General features: G+C 65.4%; 15 protein-coding genes. 7 read left to right on the top strand and 8 right to left on the bottom strand.

The genetic code is table 11. From position 1 onward, the window contains the following. Nucleotides 1–14 precede the first annotated feature (14 nt). Nucleotides 15–734: a hypothetical protein gene (locus FYJ91_RS15530; protein WP_246152654.1), complete on the top strand. Its 720-nt coding sequence runs from the start codon at nt 15–17 to the stop codon at nt 732–734. Here FYJ91_RS15530 and FYJ91_RS20695 read toward each other — a convergent pair. Both FYJ91_RS20695 and FYJ91_RS15520 read right to left on the bottom strand, forming a co-directional pair. Beyond that, complete coding sequence (locus tag FYJ91_RS20695; protein ID WP_181008532.1) at nt 683–949, bottom strand: hypothetical protein; 267 nt, start codon at nt 947–949, stop codon at nt 683–685. The two genes, FYJ91_RS15530 and FYJ91_RS20695, sit on opposite strands and share 52 nt — an antisense overlap. A gap of 74 nt (nt 950–1,023) precedes the next feature. Next, nucleotides 1,024–3,285, bottom strand: a complete 2,262-nt coding sequence (locus FYJ91_RS15520; protein ID WP_149523152.1) for an NADP-dependent malic enzyme — start codon at nt 3,283–3,285, stop codon at nt 1,024–1,026. A gap of 145 nt (nt 3,286–3,430) precedes the next feature. On the opposite strand from FYJ91_RS15520, the gene mutS reads away from it, so the two are divergent. From mutS to FYJ91_RS15500, 4 genes are all read left to right on the top strand, one after another. Next, nucleotides 3,431–6,016, top strand: a complete 2,586-nt coding sequence (gene mutS / locus FYJ91_RS15515) for a DNA mismatch repair protein MutS (RefSeq protein ID WP_181008549.1) — start codon at nt 3,431–3,433, stop codon at nt 6,014–6,016. Between the two features lie 120 nt (nt 6,017–6,136). Beyond that, nucleotides 6,137–8,896: a [protein-PII] uridylyltransferase gene (locus FYJ91_RS15510; protein WP_149523150.1), complete on the top strand. Its 2,760-nt coding sequence runs from the start codon at nt 6,137–6,139 to the stop codon at nt 8,894–8,896. A gap of 11 nt (nt 8,897–8,907) precedes the next feature. After that, nucleotides 8,908–9,288, top strand: a complete 381-nt coding sequence (locus FYJ91_RS15505; RefSeq protein WP_149523149.1) for a VOC family protein — start codon at nt 8,908–8,910, stop codon at nt 9,286–9,288. Continuing rightward, nucleotides 9,285–9,911 carry a Pr6Pr family membrane protein gene (locus FYJ91_RS15500; RefSeq protein ID WP_149523148.1) on the top strand — a complete coding sequence of 209 codons (627 nt, stop codon included), beginning with the start codon at nt 9,285–9,287 and terminating at the stop codon, nt 9,909–9,911. Before FYJ91_RS15505 ends, FYJ91_RS15500 begins: the two co-directional genes overlap by 4 nt. 116 nt (nt 9,912–10,027) lie before the next feature. Here the strand turns inward: FYJ91_RS15500 and infC are convergent, their stop codons facing one another. Together infC and thrS are read right to left on the bottom strand one after the other, a co-directional pair. Then, entirely contained in the window at nt 10,028–10,570 is a 543-nt protein-coding gene (infC, locus tag FYJ91_RS15495; RefSeq protein ID WP_149523147.1) for a translation initiation factor IF-3, read from the bottom strand. Between the two features lie 132 nt (nt 10,571–10,702). Continuing rightward, nucleotides 10,703–12,814 carry a threonine--tRNA ligase gene (gene thrS, locus FYJ91_RS15490; RefSeq protein WP_149523146.1) on the bottom strand — a complete coding sequence of 704 codons (2,112 nt, stop codon included), beginning with the start codon at nt 12,812–12,814 and terminating at the stop codon, nt 10,703–10,705. 48 nt (nt 12,815–12,862) lie between these two features. Here thrS and FYJ91_RS15485 point away from each other — a divergent pair, with 48 nt between their 5' ends. Further along, on the top strand, nt 12,863–13,708 hold the full coding sequence (locus FYJ91_RS15485; RefSeq protein WP_149523145.1) for an acyl-CoA thioesterase: 846 nt from the start codon (nt 12,863–12,865) through the stop codon (nt 13,706–13,708). On the opposite strand, the gene FYJ91_RS15480 is transcribed toward FYJ91_RS15485, so the two are convergent. The 4 genes from FYJ91_RS15480 to FYJ91_RS15465 form a co-directional block, all read right to left on the bottom strand. After that, on the bottom strand, nt 13,705–14,229 hold the full coding sequence (locus FYJ91_RS15480) for a cytochrome b (protein ID WP_149523144.1): 525 nt from the start codon (nt 14,227–14,229) through the stop codon (nt 13,705–13,707). The genes FYJ91_RS15485 and FYJ91_RS15480 overlap by 4 nt on opposite strands. A gap of 216 nt (nt 14,230–14,445) precedes the next feature. Continuing rightward, nucleotides 14,446–16,380, bottom strand: a complete 1,935-nt coding sequence (gene acs / locus FYJ91_RS15475) for an acetate--CoA ligase (RefSeq protein ID WP_149523143.1) — start codon at nt 16,378–16,380, stop codon at nt 14,446–14,448. 141 nt (nt 16,381–16,521) lie between these two features. Then, a complete protein-coding gene (locus FYJ91_RS15470; protein WP_149523142.1) occupies nt 16,522–17,067 on the bottom strand; it encodes a hypothetical protein in 546 nt (181 codons plus the stop codon). Nucleotides 17,068–17,108: 41 nt separating this feature from the next. Then, complete coding sequence (locus tag FYJ91_RS15465; RefSeq protein WP_246152679.1) at nt 17,109–17,468, bottom strand: endonuclease domain-containing protein; 360 nt, start codon at nt 17,466–17,468, stop codon at nt 17,109–17,111. A 220-nt stretch (nt 17,469–17,688) separates the two neighbouring features. Between FYJ91_RS15465 and FYJ91_RS15460 the strand changes: the two genes are divergently transcribed. After that, nucleotides 17,689–19,545, top strand: a complete 1,857-nt coding sequence (locus tag FYJ91_RS15460; protein WP_149523140.1) for an ABC-F family ATP-binding cassette domain-containing protein — start codon at nt 17,689–17,691, stop codon at nt 19,543–19,545. Nucleotides 19,546–19,599 lie beyond the last annotated feature (54 nt).

The raw sequence follows: 19,599 nt of genomic DNA, 5'->3' as shown, positions 1-19,599 counted from the left end.
TTGGGAGGGATGCGATGCGCGCGACATTGTTGGTTCTGATGCTGGCCCTGGCAGCGCCCGCCGAGGCGGGGCTGCGCGCGACCTATTTCGATGCGGGCAAGACCCGCGCGCTCGTGATCGAGGTCGCCGACAATGGCGACGCGCGCATAGGAGAGGCCGACAGCAGCGATTATGGCCTGATGATCGGCGATCGATTCTATGTGATCGGCGACAAGGAGGGCATGCCGATGGTCGCCGATATCGCCGATGTGGGCGCCGCGATCGACCGGATCATGCCCCCGATCTTCGGCGATCTGCTGCGCGCGCCCGATGCTGCTGCGGTCGCGACCGGTCTGAAGCTCACGCCCGATGGCGGGCGCAGCGTCGGCGGGCACACCGGCACGATCTACCATGTGAAGGGGCTCGACACCTCCGATCCCGCCAAGACGATCGATTATGTGATCAGCCGGGAGGCATCGCTCGTGCCCGTCGGCCGCGCGCTCGAACGTTTCATGAACTCGGCGCTGGTGCCAGCGGCGCCGCTGGTGGGGCCCGCGATCAAGACGATCATCGCGGAAACGCGCGCGATCTTCGCGCTGGGCACGCCGATCGACGTCGGCGGCCGCTTCCTGCTCGATCGGGTCGAGACGGTCGACGTGCCCGCGAACCGCCTGAAGTTGCCCGCGACGCCGCAGACCGTCGATCAGCTCGCCGCCGCGATGAAGACCGAACAGGCCGAGGACGCACACCGGTGAGCGGAATCGCGATCCGGCGGTCGACGACCGATGATGGCGACACCGTGCTGCGCATCTGGCGTGACGCCGTCGATGCGACCCATGATTTCCTCGCGCCCGAAGATCGCGACGCGATCGAAGATGAACTGCGCGACTTTCTGCCCGGCGCGCCGCTGCTGCTGGCCGTCGATGCCGGCGATCGGGCGCTCGGCTTCATGCTGATGGACGACGCCCATATGGAAGCGCTGTTCATCGGGCCAGGGGCGTCCTTATCCCCTGATCCATCTACGCTCGGCGCCCTGATCGAACCTCAGCTCGCGATACCCGAAGCTGCGAGCACTGCCAGCGTCAGGATCTCGCTCGCGTTCGACGACATCGTCATGATCTGGACGGGCTTTTCCATGCCCACCAGCATCGGGCCGATCATCGTGCCCTTGCCCAGCTCGCGCAGCAGCTTGGCCGAGATGTTGGCCGATTGCAGGCCCGGCATCACCAGCACGTTGGCGGGCGCGGACAGGCGGTTGAACGGATAGAGTTCCATCACCTTGGGGTTCAGCGCGGCGTCGGGCGCCATTTCGCCTTCATATTCGAAGCTCGCGCCGCGCTCGTTGAGCAGGTTGACCGCGCCGCGGATCGATTCCAGCCAGCTGCCCTCGGGGTTGCCGAAGGTCGAATAGCTCAGGAAGGCGACGCGCGGTTCGTGGCCCATCTTGCGCGCCACGGCGGCGGTCTGTTCGGCGATGTCGGCCAGATCGCTCGCCGACGGACGCTCACTGACGGTGGTGTCGGCGATGAAGGTCGTGTGGTTCTGGCTCACGAAGAGGTGGATACCGCACGGGCGCTGGCCCTCGGCCGGATCGAGCACGCGGCGCACTTGGCGGAACACCTGGCCGTAGGAGCGGGTCGTGCCCGTCACCATCGCGTCGGCCTCACCCAGCGCCAGCAGCAGGGCGCCGAAGATGTGACGATCCTGATTGACCAGCACTTCGACTTCGCGGCGCAGATAGCCGCGGCGCTTGAGCCGTTCGTAGAGATAGTCGACCATCTTGGGCACGATCGGCGAGATGCGGCTGTTGTGCAGTTCGAAGCTCTCGGGATCGTCGACACCCAGCGCGCGGAGCTTATCGGGCACGTCGTCGCGGCCGACGAGGACGGGGGTACCGTAACCCAGATTCTTGAACTGGATGGCGGCGCGCAGCACCACCTCTTCCTCCGCCTCGGCAAAGACGACGCGCTTGGGGTGGGCGCGCGCATTTTCATAGGCGTTGGTCAGCACCGACGTGGTCGGGTTGAGGCGCGCCTTCAGTCCCTGGCGGTAAGCGTCCATGTCGAGGATCGGCTTGCGTGCGACTCCCGTATCCATCGCGGCCTGCGCGACGGCGGCAGGCACCACCTCCATCAGGCGCGGATCGAACGGCGCAGGGATGATATAGTCGCGGCCAAAGCGCGGCGCTGTGCCGCCATAGGCGGCGGCGACTTCCTCGGGCACCTGCTCGCGCGCCAATTCGGCCAGCGCCTGCGCCGCCGCGATCTTCATCTCCTCGTTGATCGCGGTTGCGCGCACGTCGAGCGCGCCGCGGAAGATGAAGGGGAAGCCCAGCACGTTGTTCACCTGGTTCGGATAGTCCGAACGGCCGGTCGCGATGATTGCGTCGGGGCGGGCCGCCTTGGCATCCGGCGGGGTGATTTCGGGATCGGGATTGGCCATCGCGAAGATGATCGGATGCTCGGCCATATCCTTGATCATTTCGGGCTTGAGCGCACCCTTGGCCGACAGGCCCAGGAACACGTCGGCGCCGACCAAGGCTTCGGCCAGCGTGCGCCGGTCGGTCTTGGCGGCGTGGGCGGACTTCCACTGGTCCATCCCGCCTTCGCGGCCCTGATAGATCACGCCCGAACGATCGCACATGATGACGTTGTCGGGGCGCACGCCCATCGACTTGATCAACGCGGTGCAGGCGATCGCGGCGGCGCCCGCGCCGTTCACGACGACCTTCATGTCGTCGAGCTTGCGGCCCGTCAGGTGCGCGGCGTTGATCAGGCCGGCGGCCGTGATGATCGCGGTGCCGTGCTGATCGTCGTGCATGACCGGGATGTTCATGCGTTCGCGCAGCGTCTGTTCGATGATGAAGCATTCCGGCGCCTTGATGTCCTCAAGGTTGATGCCGCCAAAGCTCGGCTCCATCAGCGCGACAGCCGCGATGATCGCGTCGGGATCCTCGGTGTCGAGTTCGATGTCGATCGAATCGACGTCGGCGAAGCGCTTGAAGAGGACAGCCTTGCCCTCCATCACCGGCTTGGACGCCAGCGCGCCGAGATTGCCCAGGCCCAGGATCGCGGTGCCGTTCGAGATGACGGCGACCAGATTGCCCTTGGCGGTATAGTCATAGGCGGTGGCGGGATCTTCGGCGATCGCGAGGACGGGAACGGCGACGCCGGGCGAATAGGCCAGGCTCAGGTCGCGCTGGGTCGCCATCGGCTTGGATGCGATGATCTCGATCTTGCCGGGGCGCCCGGTCGAATGGAAATGCAGCGCCTCGCGATCCGAAAATTGAACCTTGCTATCGCTCATCGGATATTCCCGCCCCTCATATGATCGGCTTTGGCCGATCGCGTTCGCGCATGCCTTTTGGGGCATGGTCGCTCCGCCCACAAGTCGCTATCAGCCGGAAATGGCGCGGGGTGATGTGAAAGAAGGGGCGGCCGGGCCGACCCCGATGATGGTGCAATATCTGGCGCTGAAGGCGTCCGCGCCCGATTGCCTCTTATTCTATCGCATGGGCGACTTCTTCGAAATGTTCTTCGAGGACGCCAAAGCCGCTGCGGCTGCGCTCGACATCGCGCTGACGGCGCGGGGCGAGCATGAAGGCGTGCCGATCCCGATGTGCGGCGTTCCGGTCCATTCGGCCGAGATGTATCTCGCACGGCTGATCAAGGCGGGGCACCGCGTCGCGCTGGCCGAACAGACCGAAAGCCCGGCCGAGGCCAAGAAGCGCGCGGGATCGAAGGCGCTTGTCGGCCGCGCGATCGTGCGCGTGGTGACGGCGGGCACGCTGACCGAGGAATCGCTGCTCGATGCGCGCACCGCCAACTGGCTGGTCGCGGTGGGGAGCGTGAGCGGCGGCTATGGTATCGCAGCGGCCGACATCTCGACGGGGCGGTTCGAGGTAATCTCATTGCCAGAAGGCGCACTTGACGCCGAACTGGCGCGGCTCGACCCGGCTGAGTTGCTGGTTCCGGAGACGATGACCGATGCGCCCGACGGCGCTATCATCTGGCCTCACGAAAACTTCGATTCGCTGAAGGGTGAGGCGCGGCTGAAAAGCCTGCTGGGCGTCGCGACGCTCGATGGATTCGGCGCCTTCGGTCGGCCCGAACTGGCGGCGGCGGGTGCGCTGATCGCCTATCTCGAACGTGCGGGGCAGGGGAGCCTGCCTTTCCTGCAGCCGCCGCGCCGTCGCGTGATCGCCGATCATATGATGATCGACGCCGCGACCCGCGAAAGCCTGGAAATCACGCAGAGCCAGGCCGGCACGCGCAAGGGCAGTCTGCTCGACGCGGTTGATCGCACGGTGACGGGCGCGGGCGCCCGTCTGCTCGCGGCCGATCTGTCGGCGCCGCTCACCGATGTCGTGGCGATCGTCGACCGGCTCGATCTGGTCGAACTGTTCGAACGCGATGGGGCCTTGCGCGATCGGATGCGCGGCACCCTGCGTGCGCTGCCCGATATCGGTCGCGCGCTCGGCCGCATCGTCGCGGGACGGGGGAGCCCGCGCGATCTCGGGCAGCTCCGCGACGGGCTCGACCAAGGCTATGCGCTCCACGAACTGCTGCGGCGGATCGAGCCCAGCCCCGCGCTGCTGGGGCAGTTGCTACCGGCCTTCCTGGGCCACGGTGCGCTGGTCGATCATCTCAAGCGTGCGCTGGTGCCGATGCCGCCGATCGACGCCGCGTCGGGTGGCTATATCGCCGAGGGCTATGACGCCGCGCTCGATGCGCTGCGCGGTGCGGGCGGCGAGGGGCGGCGCGCGATCGCCGCGCTCGAAGCCGATTATCGTCAGCGCACCGGTATCGCCTCGCTGCGCATCAAGCATAATGGCGTACTCGGCTTCCATATCGAGGTGCAGGCCAAGCACGCCGATCCGCTGATGGCGGCCGATTCGGGTTTCACCCATCGCCAGACGTTGGCCGGGGTGGTCCGCTTCAACGCCCCCGAACTCCACGAACAGGCGCAGCGCGTCGATCAATCGGGGGCGCATGCGCTCGCGGCCGAGGCGGCGCATCTGGAGGAACTGACCCAGGCCGCGCTCGCCCGCACCGCCGAGATCGCCGCCACCGCAGACGCGCTTGCCCGGCTCGACGTCGCCTCGGCACTCGCCGAACGCGCGATCGAGGGCGGGTGGACCCGCCCACAGTTCGAATCGGACAATTGCTTCGACGTTCGCGGCGGTCGCCATCCGGTGGTCGAAGCGGCGGTCGCGGCGTCGGGCGAACGCTTCGTCGCCAATGACTGCTGCCTTTCCGAAGACCGTCGGCTCTGGCTCGTCACCGGCCCGAACATGGGCGGTAAATCAACCTTTCTGCGCCAGAATGCCGCCATCGCGATCCTCGCCCAAGCCGGCAGCCCGGTGCCGGCGACGAGCGCGCGATTGGGCATCGTCGATCGGCTGTTCAGCCGGGTCGGCGCGTCGGACAATCTGGCGCGTGGCCGATCGACCTTCATGGTCGAAATGGTCGAAACGGCCGCGATCCTCGCGCAGGCGACCGAACGCAGCTTCGTGATCCTCGACGAAGTCGGGCGTGGCACCTCGACCTATGACGGGCTCGCCATCGCCTGGGCGGTTGTGGAGGCGGTGCACGACATGAATCGCTGCCGTTGCCTGTTCGCGACGCACTATCACGAACTGACCCGGCTGGCCGAACGGCTCGATGCGCTCTCGCTCCATCACGTTCGTGCGCGTGAGTGGAAGGGCGAACTGGTCCTGCTCCACGAACTCGCCGATGGCCCCGCCGATCGCAGCTACGGCATCGCGGTCGCCAAGCTCGCCGGCCTGCCCCCCGCCGTCCTCGGCCGTGCGCGCGACGTGCTCAAGCGGCTGGAGGCCGGCAAGGCCGCGACCGGCGGCCTCGCGGCGGGGCTGGACGATCTGCCCCTGTTCGCTGCCGCGGCGGCGGCAATTCCCGAGCCGGTCTCCGATCCGTTGCGCGCCGAAGTCGAATCGATCGACGCCGACGCGCTGTCGCCGCGCGAGGCACTCGACCTCATCTACCGGCTGAAGCGACTGGCGGCGGACCAACAATGATCGTCGTCCCAGCGAAAGCTGGGATATCGGGAGGCTCTTGCGCACCGCGACTCTCCTGAGATCCCAGCTTTCGCTGGGATGACGATTGAGACGTAACCGAATCGCCCCTATGTCCGCTGCATGGCCTCCCGTTTCGATGCCCTGCCGCAGCGCCGCGCGATCATCGATCGGCGCGATGTCGCCGATGCGCTTGCCAACCTGCCGAATAAGGGTGGCGCATCGGATATGCGCAACGCGGCGACCCCGATCCTCCGCACCGCGCTGGAGGCTGGCCGCGCCGAAATCGCACGCCGGCTGGAGGACAGTCCGGGGCGCGGGACCGAGGCGGCGTCGGCCTACGCCTTCCTGACCGATCAGATCATTCGCCTGATCCACGATTTCACGATCGAGCGGCTGTATCCGCTCAACAATCCCAGTGCCGCCGAGCGGCTGACCCTCGTCGCGGTCGGCGGCTATGGGCGCGGGGAGATGGCGCTCCATTCGGACGTCGACATCGCGTTCCTCACCCCCTGGAAGCAGACGAGCTGGTCGGAACAGGTCATCGAATCGATGCTCTATTCCTTCTGGGATCTGGCGCTGAAGGTGGGCCATTCGTCGCGCTCGCTCGACGAGATGGTGCGCATGGCGAAGTCGGACCTGACGATCCGCACCGCCTTGCTCGAAGGGCGTTACGTCTGGGGCGATACCGATCTCTACGATCAGGCCGCGCGCCTGTTCGACAAGGAGGTCGTGTCGGGCACGGCGCGCGCCTTCGTCACCGAAAAGCTCGTCGAACGGAACGACCGGCACAAGAGGATGGGCGACAGTCGCTATGTGGTCGAGCCGAATCTCAAGGAAGGCAAAGGTGGTCTGCGCGATCTCCACACGCTCTTCTGGATCGGCAAATATGCCTATCAGGTGCGCTCGGTCCCCGAACTGGTCGAAAAGGGGCTGCTGACCCGCACCGAACTGCGCCAGTTTCAGCAGGCCGAGAATTTCCTGTGGGCGGTGCGGTGCCACCTCCACATCATCGCGAAGCGCGCCGAGGAGCGGCTGACCTTCGATCTGCAGCCCGAACTGGCGCGGCGCATGCGCTATGCCGACCGACCCGGAAAGTCGGCGGTCGAACGCTTCATGCAGCATTATTTCCTGATGGCGAAGCGGGTGGGGGATCTGACCGCGATCTTCCTGGCGCATATCGACGAAAGCTTCGCCGGCAAGGGCCGCCGCTTCGGTTTGCCCAGTCTGCGCCGCAAGCCGACCAAGCTCGACGGATTCGTTCTCGATCGCGGACGGCTGGCGATCCCGTCCGACGATTTCTTCGCGCAGGATCCGGTGCGGTTGATTCAGCTCTTCGCGCTCGCCGACAAGCATGGGCTGGAGATCCACCCGCTCACGATGCGCGCAGCCGGGCGCGACGTGCGGCTGATCGACAACGAAGTGCGCCGCGATCCCCGCGCCAATGCGCTGTTCCTCGATGTCCTCGCGTCGCGCAACGATCCGGAAACGGTGCTTCGCTGGATGAACGAGGCTGGCGTATTCGGTCGCTTCGTTCCCGATTTCGGCCGTGTCGTCGCGCAGATGCAGTTCGACATGTACCACCATTACACGGTCGACGAACATTCGATCCGCGCGATCGGGCTGATGGCGCAGATTGAAAAGGGCGAATTGCGTGAGGATCATCCGATCGCATCGGTGATCATCCACCAGATCGTGTCGCGCCGCGTTCTCTACGTCGCGATCCTGCTCCACGACATCGCCAAGGGTCGGCGCGGCGATCACAGCGTGCTGGGCGCGGAGGTGGCCGAAAAACTGTGTCCGCGCTTCGGCATGACGCCTGCGGAAACCGAGACGGTCGCCTGGCTCGTGCGCTATCATCTCATCATGTCCGACACCGCGATGAAGCGCGATCTGTCCGACTTCAAGACGATCCTCGACTTCGCTGAGCGGGTGCAGAGCCCCGAGCGCCTGCGCCTGCTGTTGTGCCTGACGGTCGTCGATATCCGCGCGGTCGGCCCCGGCGTGTGGAACAGCTGGAAGCGCCAGCTGCTCGGCGATCTGTATGAAGCGGCGGAGGAAGTCCTCCGCCTTGGCCACAAGCAGACCGGCCGGCGCGAGCGTGTCGCCGTCAAGCAGACGACACTGGCCGAACGGCTCGGTTGGCCCGCCGATCTGATGGCCAGCTACACCGCGCGTTTCCCCGAAAGCTATTGGGTCGCCGAAAGCATCGACGTGCTCGAACGGAACGCCCGACAGATCGCGGATGCCGATGGCGATGGCCGCTCGCTTGCGATCGTCGCGATGCCACAGTCCGATAGCGGCGCGACCCTCGTCACCATCTATGCGGGCGACCATCCGGGCCTGTTCTACCGGATAGCGGGCGCGATTCATCTGGCGGGCGCGGGCATCATCGACGCGCGCATCCACACGACGCGCGACGGGATGGCGATCGACAATATCGTCGTGCAGGACCCGTTCGGTCAGCCCTTCGATGAGGATAATCGGATGAAGCGGCTCGCGATCGCGATCGAGGACGCGCTCGCCAACCGCAATCGCATGGCCGATCGCCTCGCCGCCAAGCCACTGTCGCGCCCGCGCGCCGATGCCTTCTCGATCGAGCCCAACGTGCTGATCGATAATCGCGCGTCAAACCGCTACACCGTGGTAGAGGTCAATGCCCGCGATCGCCCCGCTCTGCTTCATGCGCTGTCGCACGCGCTGTTCCAGGCGAAGGTGACGATCCACTCGGCGCATATCGCGACCTATGGCGAACGCGCGGTCGACGTTTTCTACATAACCGATCTGACCGGCGACAAGATCGGCAGCCAGTCGCGCCTCAAGACGCTCGAACGGCTGCTGCTCGATGCCGCGGGGCCGGCTTCGGCGAAGCGGGCGGCTTAAGGAGAAAGCGGATGGGCGTGCTCGGGATCGGCGGCATCTTCTTCCGGGCGAAGGATCCCGACGCGCTGTCCAAATGGTATAAGGATCATCTGAACGTCGGCGCGGGGTGCAGCGGCGATGGTGGCGACGATCCGTCCGACTGGTTCTGGCGCATCCAGGCAGGGCCGGTCGTCTTCGCGCCGTTCAAGGCGGACACCGATTATTTCCCGGCCGACAAGCAGCATATGCTCAACCTGCGGGTCGAGGGGATCGACGAACTGATCGCGTCGCTGACGGCCGCCGGCATCGCGGTTGAGACGCGGGCCGAATGGGACGCGCCCGAAACCGGCCGCTTCGCGCGGATCCACGATCCCGAAGGCAATCCGATCGAACTGTGGCAGCCGCCTGCGTGAGCCTGTCGCGGGTCGCGCATGGTGCGCTAGCGATCCTTGCGGCGTTGGGGCTGGTCCTCGAATATCTCTGGGCGCTGTCGCAGCACCCCGATCGCCCGCTGATCCAGAGTGCGCATTATGTCAGCTTCTTCACGATCCAGACCAACACGCTGATCCTGCTCGCCTCGATTTGCATGGTGACAGGCCATGGCCGGCTCCATCGCTGGGCGAGCGCGGCGGGGACGCGGGCGGCGCTGACCGTCTATATCCTGGTCGTCGCCTTGGTGTTTCAGGCGCTGCTCGCCGGACATCAGAAGTTCGACGCCGTCGGCTGGTGGGGCAATCTGCTCGCGCACCAGCTGGTGCCGGGGTTGTGGATCGTCGGCTGGCTGTGGTTCGGCCCGCATGGCGATGTCGATCGCGCTGGGCCGTGGCGTTGGCTGATCTATCCGCTCGGCTATTGCGGCTGGACGATGGCGATGGGCTCCATCACCGGCTGGTATCCCTATTTCTTCCTCAATCCGGATCGTGTGGGCTGGGGTGTAGCCGGATATGTCGTGGGGATCGCAGCGCTGTTTCTCGCGCTCGGATTTGGGTTCCGATGGATCGACGGACGACTCGCGCTGCGGGTCGCCATTCCCTGAATCGTCATCCCAGCGAAAGCTGGGATCTCATCCAGCTCCAGCGCACCGCGACTCTCCAGAGATCCCAGATTTCGCTGGGATGACGGAAGAGACGAGGCGTGCCGCTGGATCGAAGATCAGTTCTTTGGCGCGATGACCATCAGCATCTGACGGCCTTCCATGCGCGGATATTGCTCGACCTTCGCGGTTTCGGCCATGTCGACCTGAACCCGCTGCAGCACCTGCATGCCGAGCTGACCATGTGCAAGTTCACGACCGCGGAAGCGCAGGGTGACCTTGACCTTGTCGCCCTCTTCGATGAACTCGTGGATCTTCTTCATCTTCGTATCATAATCATGATCGTCGATGTTCGGACGCATCTTGATCTCTTTGATCTCCTGCGTCTTCTGGGTCTTGCGGGCGAGGTTCGCCTTCTTCTGCGCCTCGTACTTGAACTTGCCCACATCGAGGAACTTGGCGACGGGCGGATCGGCGTTCGGAGAAACCTCGACAAGATCGAGCCCGACCGACTGGGCCTGCTCCATCGCCTCGCGCGTATACATCACGCCCAGATTTTCGCCGTTCTCATCGATCACCCGGACCTTCTGGGACTGGATGAACTCATTGAATCGGGGGCCGTTGAGCGGCATCGGCGGCTGCCCCAGGGGGCGGCGCATCATGGGGGGACGTATAGGTTCTTCTCCTGTCGAAACTTCTGGACGCCGGGCGATATAGGCTTTCGCGCAGGCTTTTAAAAGATGGGAAAGGCCCGAATTTTCGGGCCTTTCCTCGCTGCACTGCGGTAGAGCCGATCAGGCGGTCCGCAGATCGGGCGGTGTGGCCTCGGCCTTGAGGGCGGCGATCACTTCGTCGACGGTCATGATCGTCTGGCCTTCGCTGCCCAGACGGCGGACCGCGACGGTGCCTTCCTCCGCCTCGCGCCGCCCGACGACCAGCAGAGCAGGCACGCGGGCCAGGCTGTGTTCGCGCACCTTGTAGTTGATCTTCTCGTTGCGCAGATCGGTTTCGACGCGGATGCCCGCCGCCGCCAGCTTGGCTGCGACGTCCGCCGCATAGCCGTCCGCGTCCGACACGATCGTCGCGACCACCGCCTGCACCGGCGCCAGCCATACGGGGAAGCGGCCGGCATGATGTTCGATCAAAATGCCGATGAAGCGTTCGAACGTGCCCAGGATTGCGCGGTGGAGCATGATCGGGCGATGGCGAGCGCCATCCTCGCCGACATAAGCCGCGTCGAGTCGTTCGGGCAGGACCGTGTCGGTCTGCAGCGTGCCGCACTGCCACGTCCGGCCGATCGCGTCGGTCAGGTGGAACTCCAGCTTCGGCGCATAGAAGGCGCCTTCGCCCTCCAGCTCCTCCCAGCCGAATTCGGGCGTCGCACGTCCGGTCGCGGCGACCGCATCGCGCAGCGACTGTTCGGCCCAGTCCCACATCTCTTCGCTGCCGAAACGCTTTTCGGGGCGCAGCGCCAGCTTGATCGCATAGCTGTCAAAGCCGAGATCCTTGTAGATGCTATCGAGCAAGTCGCAGAAAAGCCGGACTTCCTCGACCAGTTGATCGGCGCGCACGAAGATATGCGCATCGTCCTGCGTGAACTGGCGAACGCGCATGATGCCGTGCAGCGCGCCATGCGCTTCGTTGCGGTGGCAGCAGCCGAACTCGGCCATGCGGATCGGCAGGTCGCGATAGCTGGTGATGCCCTGTTTGAAGATCAGGATATGCGCCGGGCAGTTCATCGGCTTGAGCGCCATCAGGTCGCCTTCGCCGGTCAGGACCGGGCCTTCCTCCTCGGTGTTCGGCACCTCGTCGGGCACCACGAACATATTCTCGCGATATTTGCCCCAGTGGCCGGACTGCTCCCACTGGCGCGCGTCCATCAGCTGCGGCGTCTTGACCTCGACATAGCCGGCGCCATCGAGGCGGCGGCGCATATAGGCCTCCAGCACGCGCCAGATCGCATAGCCCTTGGGGTGCCAGAAGACCGACCCCTGCGCTTCGGACTGGAGGTGGAACAGGTCCATCTCCGCCCCGATCTTGCGGTGATCGCGCTTGGCCGCTTCTTCCAGCCGCGTCAGATGCGCGTCGAGCTGCTTCTTGTTGAGCCAGCCGGTGCCGTAGATGCGGCTGAGCATCGCGTTCTTCTGATCGCCGCGCCAATAGGCGCCTGAAACGCGCGTCAGCTTGAACGCCGCCGGATCGAGCTTGCCGGTCGCGGGCAGATGCGGGCCGCGGCACATGTCGAGCCAGTCGTCGCCCGACCAATAGACCGTCAGCGGCTCGTCGCCGGGAAGCTCTGCGGCCCATTCGGCCTTGAAGCTTTCGCCCTGCTGCTTCCAGCGGCTGATCAACTGCTCGCGGCTCCATTCTTCGCGGCGCAGCGGCTTGTTGGCGGCGATGATCTTGCGCATCTCCGCCTCGATCGCGGGCAGATCCTCCTCGGTGAAGGGGCGATCCTTCGGCGCGAAGTCGTAGTAGAAGCCGTCGTCGGTCGATGAGCCGAAGGTGATCTGCGTGCCCGGAAACAGCGCCTGCACCGCTTCGGCCAGGACGTGCGCATAATCGTGGCGCGCGAGTTCGAGCGCGTCGGCCTCGTCCTTCGCGGTTACGAGCGACAACGTCGCATCGGCCTCGATCGGGCGATCGAGATCGCGCAGCTCGCCATCGACGCGCGCGGCCAGCGCTGCCTTGGCAAGGCCCGGCCCGATCGCGGCGGCAATCTGCCCCGCGGTGGTGCCGGTCGCGACCTTACGCACCGAACCATCGGGAAGCGTGAGGGCGATTTCAGGCACATCAGACACGGGAACAGCCTTTTTAAAAGGGTTTTGGAAGGGCCGCGAGCCTTGGGAGGGGGGTGCCCCCAAGTCAAGTGCGAACGCCTCGCTGGAAGCTTCAGCAGAATCCATTTCAGTTTTGTGTCCCGCCGCCTAAGGACGGGGTAACGGGAGGAATGCATGAACGAACTGATCGGCGCGCTGACGATGAACGCGGTCGGACCGGACCTGTTCGAAGGGCGCACGACCAATGACGGCTGGTTCACGCTTTTCGGTGGGCAGGTGATCGCGCAGGCGCTGAGCGCCGCGACCCTGACGGTGCCCGCCGATCGCCCGGTCCATTCGCTCCACGCTTATTTCCTGCGCGGCGGCGCGTTCGATACGCCGATCAAGGTTGAGGTGGCGCGCGATCGCGATGGCGGGGCGTTCAGCAGCCGGCGCGTCGTGGTGCATCAGAATGACAAGCCGATCCTGACGATGATGGCGTCGTTCCACGCGCCCGAGCCGGGGTCGTGGCGCCAGCCCCAGATGCCCGACGTGCCCCCGCCCGAAGCGCTGCCGAGCCTGGAGGATGTCCAACGCGCGGCGGCCGAACAGGCGCCCGCATCGATGCGTGAATCGATGCTGCGGCGGATCACGTCGATCGACGTCCATCCGATCACCGGCTGCCAGCCCTTCCAGCGCGAGGACGGCCCCGCCGAACAGGCGATGTGGTTCCGATGCCGCGACGTGCCCGCCGATCAGAGCTGGCACCGCATCCTGCTGGCCTACGCATCCGATCTGTTCCTGGTGAATGCGTGCATCGGCCCGCACCGCAGCCGGCTGAAGAAGGGTGCGCATGTTGCCAGCCTCGATCATGGCCTGTGGATCCATCAGGACGTGAACATCGAGGACTGGCTGCTCTACGTCAGCGACAGCGCGTCGGCCGGGCAGGGGCGCGGCATGAACCGCGGTCATATTTTCTCCCGCGACGGCCGCCTGATCGCGACGACCACCCAGGAAGGGCTGATGCGCTTGCCAGCTTAGGGCAGCATCCGCCGCAGCACGTCGTCCTTCAGCAGGAAGTGATGGCGCAACGCAGCGCCGATATGGCCGATCAGCAGCGCGATCATCGCATAGCCCATCAGGCCGTGGCCGCCGCCTGACAGGCCGACGATCGCGTCGCCCTTTGCGACGTCGAACTTGGGTACGTCGAACAGCCAGAACCACTGAAGCGGCCGCGTGCCTGCCGACGACATGATCCAGCCCGACAGCGGCAGCAGGATCATCAGCGCGTAGAGCAGCCAATGCATCGCATGCGCTGCGCCCTTCTCCCACCCAGCGACCGAGACGGGGAGGGGCGGCGGGGTGTGGGTGAGGCGCCAGACGAGCCGGAACAGGCTGAGCGCCAGCACGGTCAGACCGATCGACTTGTGGATCGGCATCGCGGGCAGAATCTCGCCCAACGGATCATGGCCGATGCCGAGGATCAGATTGACGATGATCAGCACCGCGATCGTCCAGTGAAGGAGGCGCGCGGTGCCGTTGTAACGGACGCTGTCGGTCATTCGGACTGCCCTCAGGCTGACGGATATGGAGCGCAAACGATAGCCGATGCGCTCCGGTTCCGTAACGAACTATTGCCCACTTTTCGATCCTCCCCCGCCAGGGGGAGGTGGCGCCGAAGGCGACGGAGGGGGAGGACGGCGACAAATTAGCGTACCGTATCCTCCCCCTCCGTCAGCTAGCGCTGACACCTCCCCTGGCGGGGGAGGATAAGAAGATTACCCGACCCGGTTCGCGACCAGATCGTCGACGACCGAAGGATCGGCCAGCGTCGAGGTGTCGCCGAGCGAGGACGTGTCGCCCTCGGCGATCTTGCGCAGGATGCGGCGCATGATCTTGCCGGATCGGGTCTTGGGCAGGCCGGGGGCGAACTGGATCGCGTCGGGGGTCGCGATCGGGCCGATCTCGGTGCGGACCCAGTCGCGCAATTCCTTGCGCAGCGGCTCGCTCGATTCCTCGCCGGCGTTCAGGGTGACGTAGGCGTAGATGCCCTGGCCCTTGATGTCGTGGGGGAAGCCGACGACCGCGGCCTCGGCGACCTTGGGGTGGAGGACGAGCGCCGATTCGACCTCGGCGGTGCCCATCCGGTGGCCCGAGACGTTGATGACGTCATCGACCCGGCCGGTGATCCAGTAATAGCCGTCCTCGTCGCGGCGGCAGCCGTCGCCGGTGAAATATTTGCCGGGATAGGTCGAGAAATAGGTCTGGAAGAAGCGTTCGTGATCGCCCCAGACGGTGCGCATCTGCCCCGGCCAACTGCGCGCGATGACGAGATTGCCCTCGGTCGCGCCCTCCAGAATCTTGCCGTCGGCATCGACGATCTGCGGCTCGACGCCGAAGAAGGGCTTGGTCGCCGAACCGGGCTTGAGGTCGATCGCGCCGGGCAGCGGGGTGATCATCGCGCCGCCGGTCTCGGTCTGCCACCAGGTGTCGACGATCGGGCAGCGGCCCTCGCCGACCACGTCGTGATACCAGCGCCACGCCTCGGGGTTGATCGGCTCGCCGACCGTGCCGAGCAGCTTGAGGGACTTGCGCGATGTTTTCGCAACGAAGTCGTCACCGTCCTTCATCAGCGCACGCAGCGCCGTGGGGGCAGTGAAGATGATCTCGACATCGTGGCGATCGACCACCTGCCAGATGCGGCTGGCATCGGGCCAGTTAGGGACGCCTTCGTACATCAGGGTGGTGCCGCCATTCGCGAGCGGGCCATAGACGATATAGGTGTGGCCAGTGACCCAGCCGATATCGGCCGCGCACCAGTAGATCTGGCCGGGGCGATAATCGAACACCGCCTCATGCGTCATCGCCGCCCACAGCAGATAGCCGCCGGTGGTGTGGAGCACGCCCTTGGGCTTTCCGGTGGAGCCCGAGGTGTAGAGGATGAACAGCGGATCCTCGGCGTTCATCGGCTCGATCGGGCAGTCGGCGGATACGGTCGCGGCGGCCTCGTGATACCAGATGTCGCGGCCGTCCTGCATCGCGATCGTGCCGCCGGTCGCCTTCACGACGATCACGCTCTTGAGGCAGGGCGTGTGCGCGGCTGCGGCATCGACATTGGCCTTGAGCGGGACATGCTTGCCCCCGCGCCGCCCTTCGTCGGCGGTGACGACGACGGTCGAGTCGCAATCGGTGATGCGGCCCGCGAGCGCCTCGGGGCTGAACCCGCCGAACACGACCGAATGGATCGCCCCGATCCGCGCGCAGGCGAGCAAAGCGAACGCCGCCTCGGGGATCATCGGCATATAGACGGTGACGCGATCGCCCTTCTTCACGCCCTGGCCCTTCAGGACATTGGCGAAGCGGCAGACCTCGGCGTGAACCTGCTTGTATGTGAAGCGCTTCGGCTCTTCGGTCGGGACGTCGGGTTCCCAGATGATCGCAATCTGGTCGCCGCGCTCGGCCAGATGCCGGTCGAGGCAGTTGGCGGCGACGTTGAGCTGCCCGTCGGCGAACCACTTCACCTGGAAGTCGGCTTCGTCGAAGCTGCTTTCGTCGGCCTTGGTCGGGAAGGTCAGCCAGTCAAGCCGCTGCGCCTTTTCCAGCCAGAAGGCATCCGCATCGTCGAGCGAGCGGGCATGCCCCGCCTCATAATCCGCCTTCGTCACCTTGGCCTTCGCAGCCCATTCTGCGGGCACGGGATAGATATCGGACATGAGGCTCCCCTTGGGTCTTATCGGTGGCGCCGACATAAAGAGATAAAGGTTATGGCTTCAAGCCTGCGGGCCGGTTTTCCGGGGGCAAGAAAGGTTAGGCCGAGCGAAAGCCACAATGGTTGTGGCTTTTGTGGCCTTTGGTCAGGGCTTCGCAGAAGACGCGCAGGCGGCTTTTTGAAGCGCATAACTGGCGAAGGGCTTTTCGACGCCGTTCGCATCGCGCGCCACGATCTGCCACGACAACGCATCCCCTTTCATCCGCCAGCGATTCACGAAGGCGTCGTCGGGATAGGCATAGGTCATGTCGAAACCGTCGGCGCGGACTTCACCATTTCCGGCTGCGGCGAAGGTGCCCCCGAAGCTGTCGGTCCAATAGCCCATGATCACGCTTGCCGGCGCCTTTTGCGGATCGCCAGCGCCGCCGAAGATCAGGTGCGCGGCATAGCGATCGTTCGGATCGGCGGTGGCCACACTGTCGGCATCGACCGCCATCATCGCGTCGAGCACGATCGGCGCGGCGTGGACCGTGATCGACACCGATTTGCCCATCACCTCGCCCCGGCCACCCCAGCAGCCGGCAAGCGCCGCGACCGGGGCGGGAATCGGCGCGGCGCCCGGCTCCGCCGCCGGCGCGATCGTGGGCATAAAGCCCATCGCGATGGCCCATAATGCCAGCCAGATTCGCATGCCTCTGTTTCCCCCAATCCCCGAATTATCACGCTATTACATTATTGCAGCGATCTCGATCCTCCCCCGGAGGGGGAGGGGGACCGCGCAGCGGTGGAGGGGTATTCGCCGCGAACGCAGACTAGGATGTGGAGAAGCACGGCTTCCAAATTGGACAATATCTCGACCGCAGGAATGCGGAGCACCTTTATGCCTTGTTTGCTCAACCAGCGGTCGCGAACGGCATCGCGCGCCGATTGATTGCCGCGAGCATGCGCCTCCCCATCGATCTCGATCGCAAGGCGATGACGGGCGGAAAAGAAATCGAGCGAATATGGCCCGGCCGGATGCTGGCGCCGAAACCGACTGCCGCGCGGCTGCTTCCGGAGTTCCTGCCATAGCAGCACTTCAGGCAGGCTCATGGTCTGCCGGAGTTTGGCCGAACGCTTCTGAGTCGACTTCGGGCCGTGCAGCATGTGGCGAACTACCCCTCCACCACTCGCTACGCGAGTGGTCCCCCTCCCCTTCCAGGGGAGGATCTGATTAGAACATATATAGAACAAATATGCCAATGTCAAGCTAATTGCGGCACCGCAGCACGGGATGGTTTTCTCGCGCGCGTGCGCCTGCTACGGGCGCGCCATGCTCAATTTCTCGAATCTGACGGTCCGTCTTGGGGGACGCACGATCCTCGATCGCGTGTCGGCCGCTTTGCCGCCCAAATCCAAGGTGGGCCTGATCGGCCGCAACGGCGCCGGCAAGTCGACGTTGATGAAGGTGATGATCGGCCAGCTCGAGCCCGATGATGGCGAGATGGACAAGCCCAAGGGGCTGCGTGTCGGCTATATCGCGCAGGAAGCGCCGTCGGGCACGACCACGCCGATCGAGGCGGTGCTGGCGGCGGATGCCGAGCGCGCCGCGTTGCTGGCGGAGGCCGAGACGGTCGAGGATCCCGACCGGATGGGCGACATTTACGAGCGACTCGACGCGATCGACGCTTATACTGCGCCGTCGCGCGCCTCGACGATCCTCGTCGGCCTGGGTTTCGACGAGGAGATGCAGGGGCGTCCGCTCGACGGCTATTCGGGCGGCTGGAAGATGCGCGTCGCGCTCGCGTCTTTGCTGTTCTCCAACCCCGATCTGCTGCTGCTCGACGAGCCTTCGAACCACCTCGATCTCGAAGCGACGTTGTGGCTCGAAAACTTCCTGCAGGATTATCCGGGGATGATCGTGGTGATCAGCCACGAACGCGATCTGCTCAACAACGTGGTCGACCACATCCTCCACCTCGAAGGCGGCAAGACCACGCTCTATGCGGGCGGCTATGACAGCTTCGAGCGGCAGCGGGCCGAGCGCGCGGCGCAGCTGGCCGCGGCCCGGGCGAACCAGGATGTCCAGCGCGCCAAGCTGCAGGACTATATCGCGCGCAATTCGGCGCGTGCCTCGACAGCCAAGCAGGCGCAGTCGCGCCAGAAGATGCTCGCCAAGATGCAGCCGATCGCAGCACTTGCCGAGGATCCGAGCCTGTCGTTCGACTTCCCCGATCCCGAGGAACTGCGCCCGCCGCTGATCACGCTCGATCTGGCGAGCGTGGGCTATGGCGACACGCCGATCCTGCAGCGGCTCAACCTGCGCATCGATCCCGACGATCGGCTCGCCTTGCTCGGCCGCAACGGCAACGGCAAGACCACGCTGGCGCGCCTGCTGGCGGCGCAGCTCAAGCCGATGGATGGCGCGATGGCGTCATCGGGCAAGATGCGGGTCGGCTATTTCACGCAATATCAGGTCGAGGAACTCGACCGCGACGATACGCCGCTGGAGCACATGACCCGGATCATGAAGGGGATGACCCCGGCGGCGGTGCGCGCGCAGCTTGGCCGCTTCGGCTTTTCGGGTGACCGCGCGACGCAGAAGGTCGGCAAGCTTTCGGGCGGCGAACGCGCCCGCCTTGCGCTCGCGCTCATCACCCGCGATGCGCCGCACATGCTGATCCTCGACGAACCGACCAACCACCTGGACGTCGACGCGCGTGAGGCGCTGGTGCAGGCGCTCAACGGTTACAAGGGCACCGTCGTGATCGTCAGCCACGATCGCCACATGATCGAGCTGACCGCCGATCGCCTCGTCCTGGTCGACGGCGGCACCGCGAAGGAATTTGCCGGCAGCCTGGAGGACTATACCGATCTGATCCTGGGCAAAGCGCCGAAGAGCGAGGGCGGCAAAGGCGCGAAGAAGGACAAGAAGGCGGCCGCGCAGGCCCGCGACAAGGCACAGGCCTTACGCAGCACCGTCAAGGCGATGGAGCAGAAGATCGCGACATTGGGGCAGCGCCTGTCCGAAATCGACCGCGCCCTGTTCGATCCCAAGACGGCGACCCCCGCCGATTCGAAGCGCACGACGACCGAGCTGATGAAGCTGCGCGCCGACGTGGCGAAAGAACGCGACGCGATCGAGGCAGAATGGCTGGAAGCCAGCGAGGCGCTCGAGCAGGCGGCCTAGCATCTTCTGGCGTCTCCCGCGCGCAGGCGAGGGTCTGTCGGACGTGCTTCGCTT

This window comes from Sphingomonas montanisoli, assembly GCF_008274695.1.
GTDB lineage: Bacteria > Pseudomonadota > Alphaproteobacteria > Sphingomonadales > Sphingomonadaceae > Rhizorhabdus > Rhizorhabdus montanisoli.
This window is presented reverse-complemented; position numbering and strand designations above follow the sequence as displayed.

Excerpts from the sequence above, each read along its gene's own strand:
- acs (WP_149523143.1), bottom strand. The coding sequence starts at position 16,380 with ATGTCCGATATCTATCCCGTGCCCGCAGAATGGGCTGCGAAGGCCAAG.
- thrS (WP_149523146.1), bottom strand. The coding sequence starts at position 12,814 with ATGGATTCTGCTGAAGCTTCCAGCGAGGCGTTCGCACTTGACTTGGGG.
- FYJ91_RS15480 (WP_149523144.1), bottom strand. The coding sequence starts at position 14,229 with ATGACCGACAGCGTCCGTTACAACGGCACCGCGCGCCTCCTTCACTGG.
- infC (WP_149523147.1), bottom strand. The coding sequence starts at position 10,570 with ATGATGCGCCGCCCCCTGGGGCAGCCGCCGATGCCGCTCAACGGCCCC.
- mutS (WP_181008549.1), top strand. The coding sequence starts at position 3,431 with ATGATGGTGCAATATCTGGCGCTGAAGGCGTCCGCGCCCGATTGCCTC.
- FYJ91_RS15520 (WP_149523152.1), bottom strand. The coding sequence starts at position 3,285 with ATGAGCGATAGCAAGGTTCAATTTTCGGATCGCGAGGCGCTGCATTTC.
- FYJ91_RS15485 (WP_149523145.1), top strand. The coding sequence starts at position 12,863 with ATGAACGAACTGATCGGCGCGCTGACGATGAACGCGGTCGGACCGGAC.
- FYJ91_RS15510 (WP_149523150.1), top strand. The coding sequence starts at position 6,137 with ATGGCCTCCCGTTTCGATGCCCTGCCGCAGCGCCGCGCGATCATCGAT.
- FYJ91_RS15470 (WP_149523142.1), bottom strand. The coding sequence starts at position 17,067 with ATGCGAATCTGGCTGGCATTATGGGCCATCGCGATGGGCTTTATGCCC.
- FYJ91_RS15530 (WP_246152654.1), top strand. The coding sequence starts at position 15 with ATGCGCGCGACATTGTTGGTTCTGATGCTGGCCCTGGCAGCGCCCGCC.
- FYJ91_RS15460 (WP_149523140.1), top strand. The coding sequence starts at position 17,689 with ATGCTCAATTTCTCGAATCTGACGGTCCGTCTTGGGGGACGCACGATC.
- FYJ91_RS15465 (WP_246152679.1), bottom strand. The coding sequence starts at position 17,468 with ATGAGCCTGCCTGAAGTGCTGCTATGGCAGGAACTCCGGAAGCAGCCG.
- FYJ91_RS20695 (WP_181008532.1), bottom strand. The coding sequence starts at position 949 with ATGGGCGTCGTCCATCAGCATGAAGCCGAGCGCCCGATCGCCGGCATC.
- FYJ91_RS15505 (WP_149523149.1), top strand. The coding sequence starts at position 8,908 with ATGGGCGTGCTCGGGATCGGCGGCATCTTCTTCCGGGCGAAGGATCCC.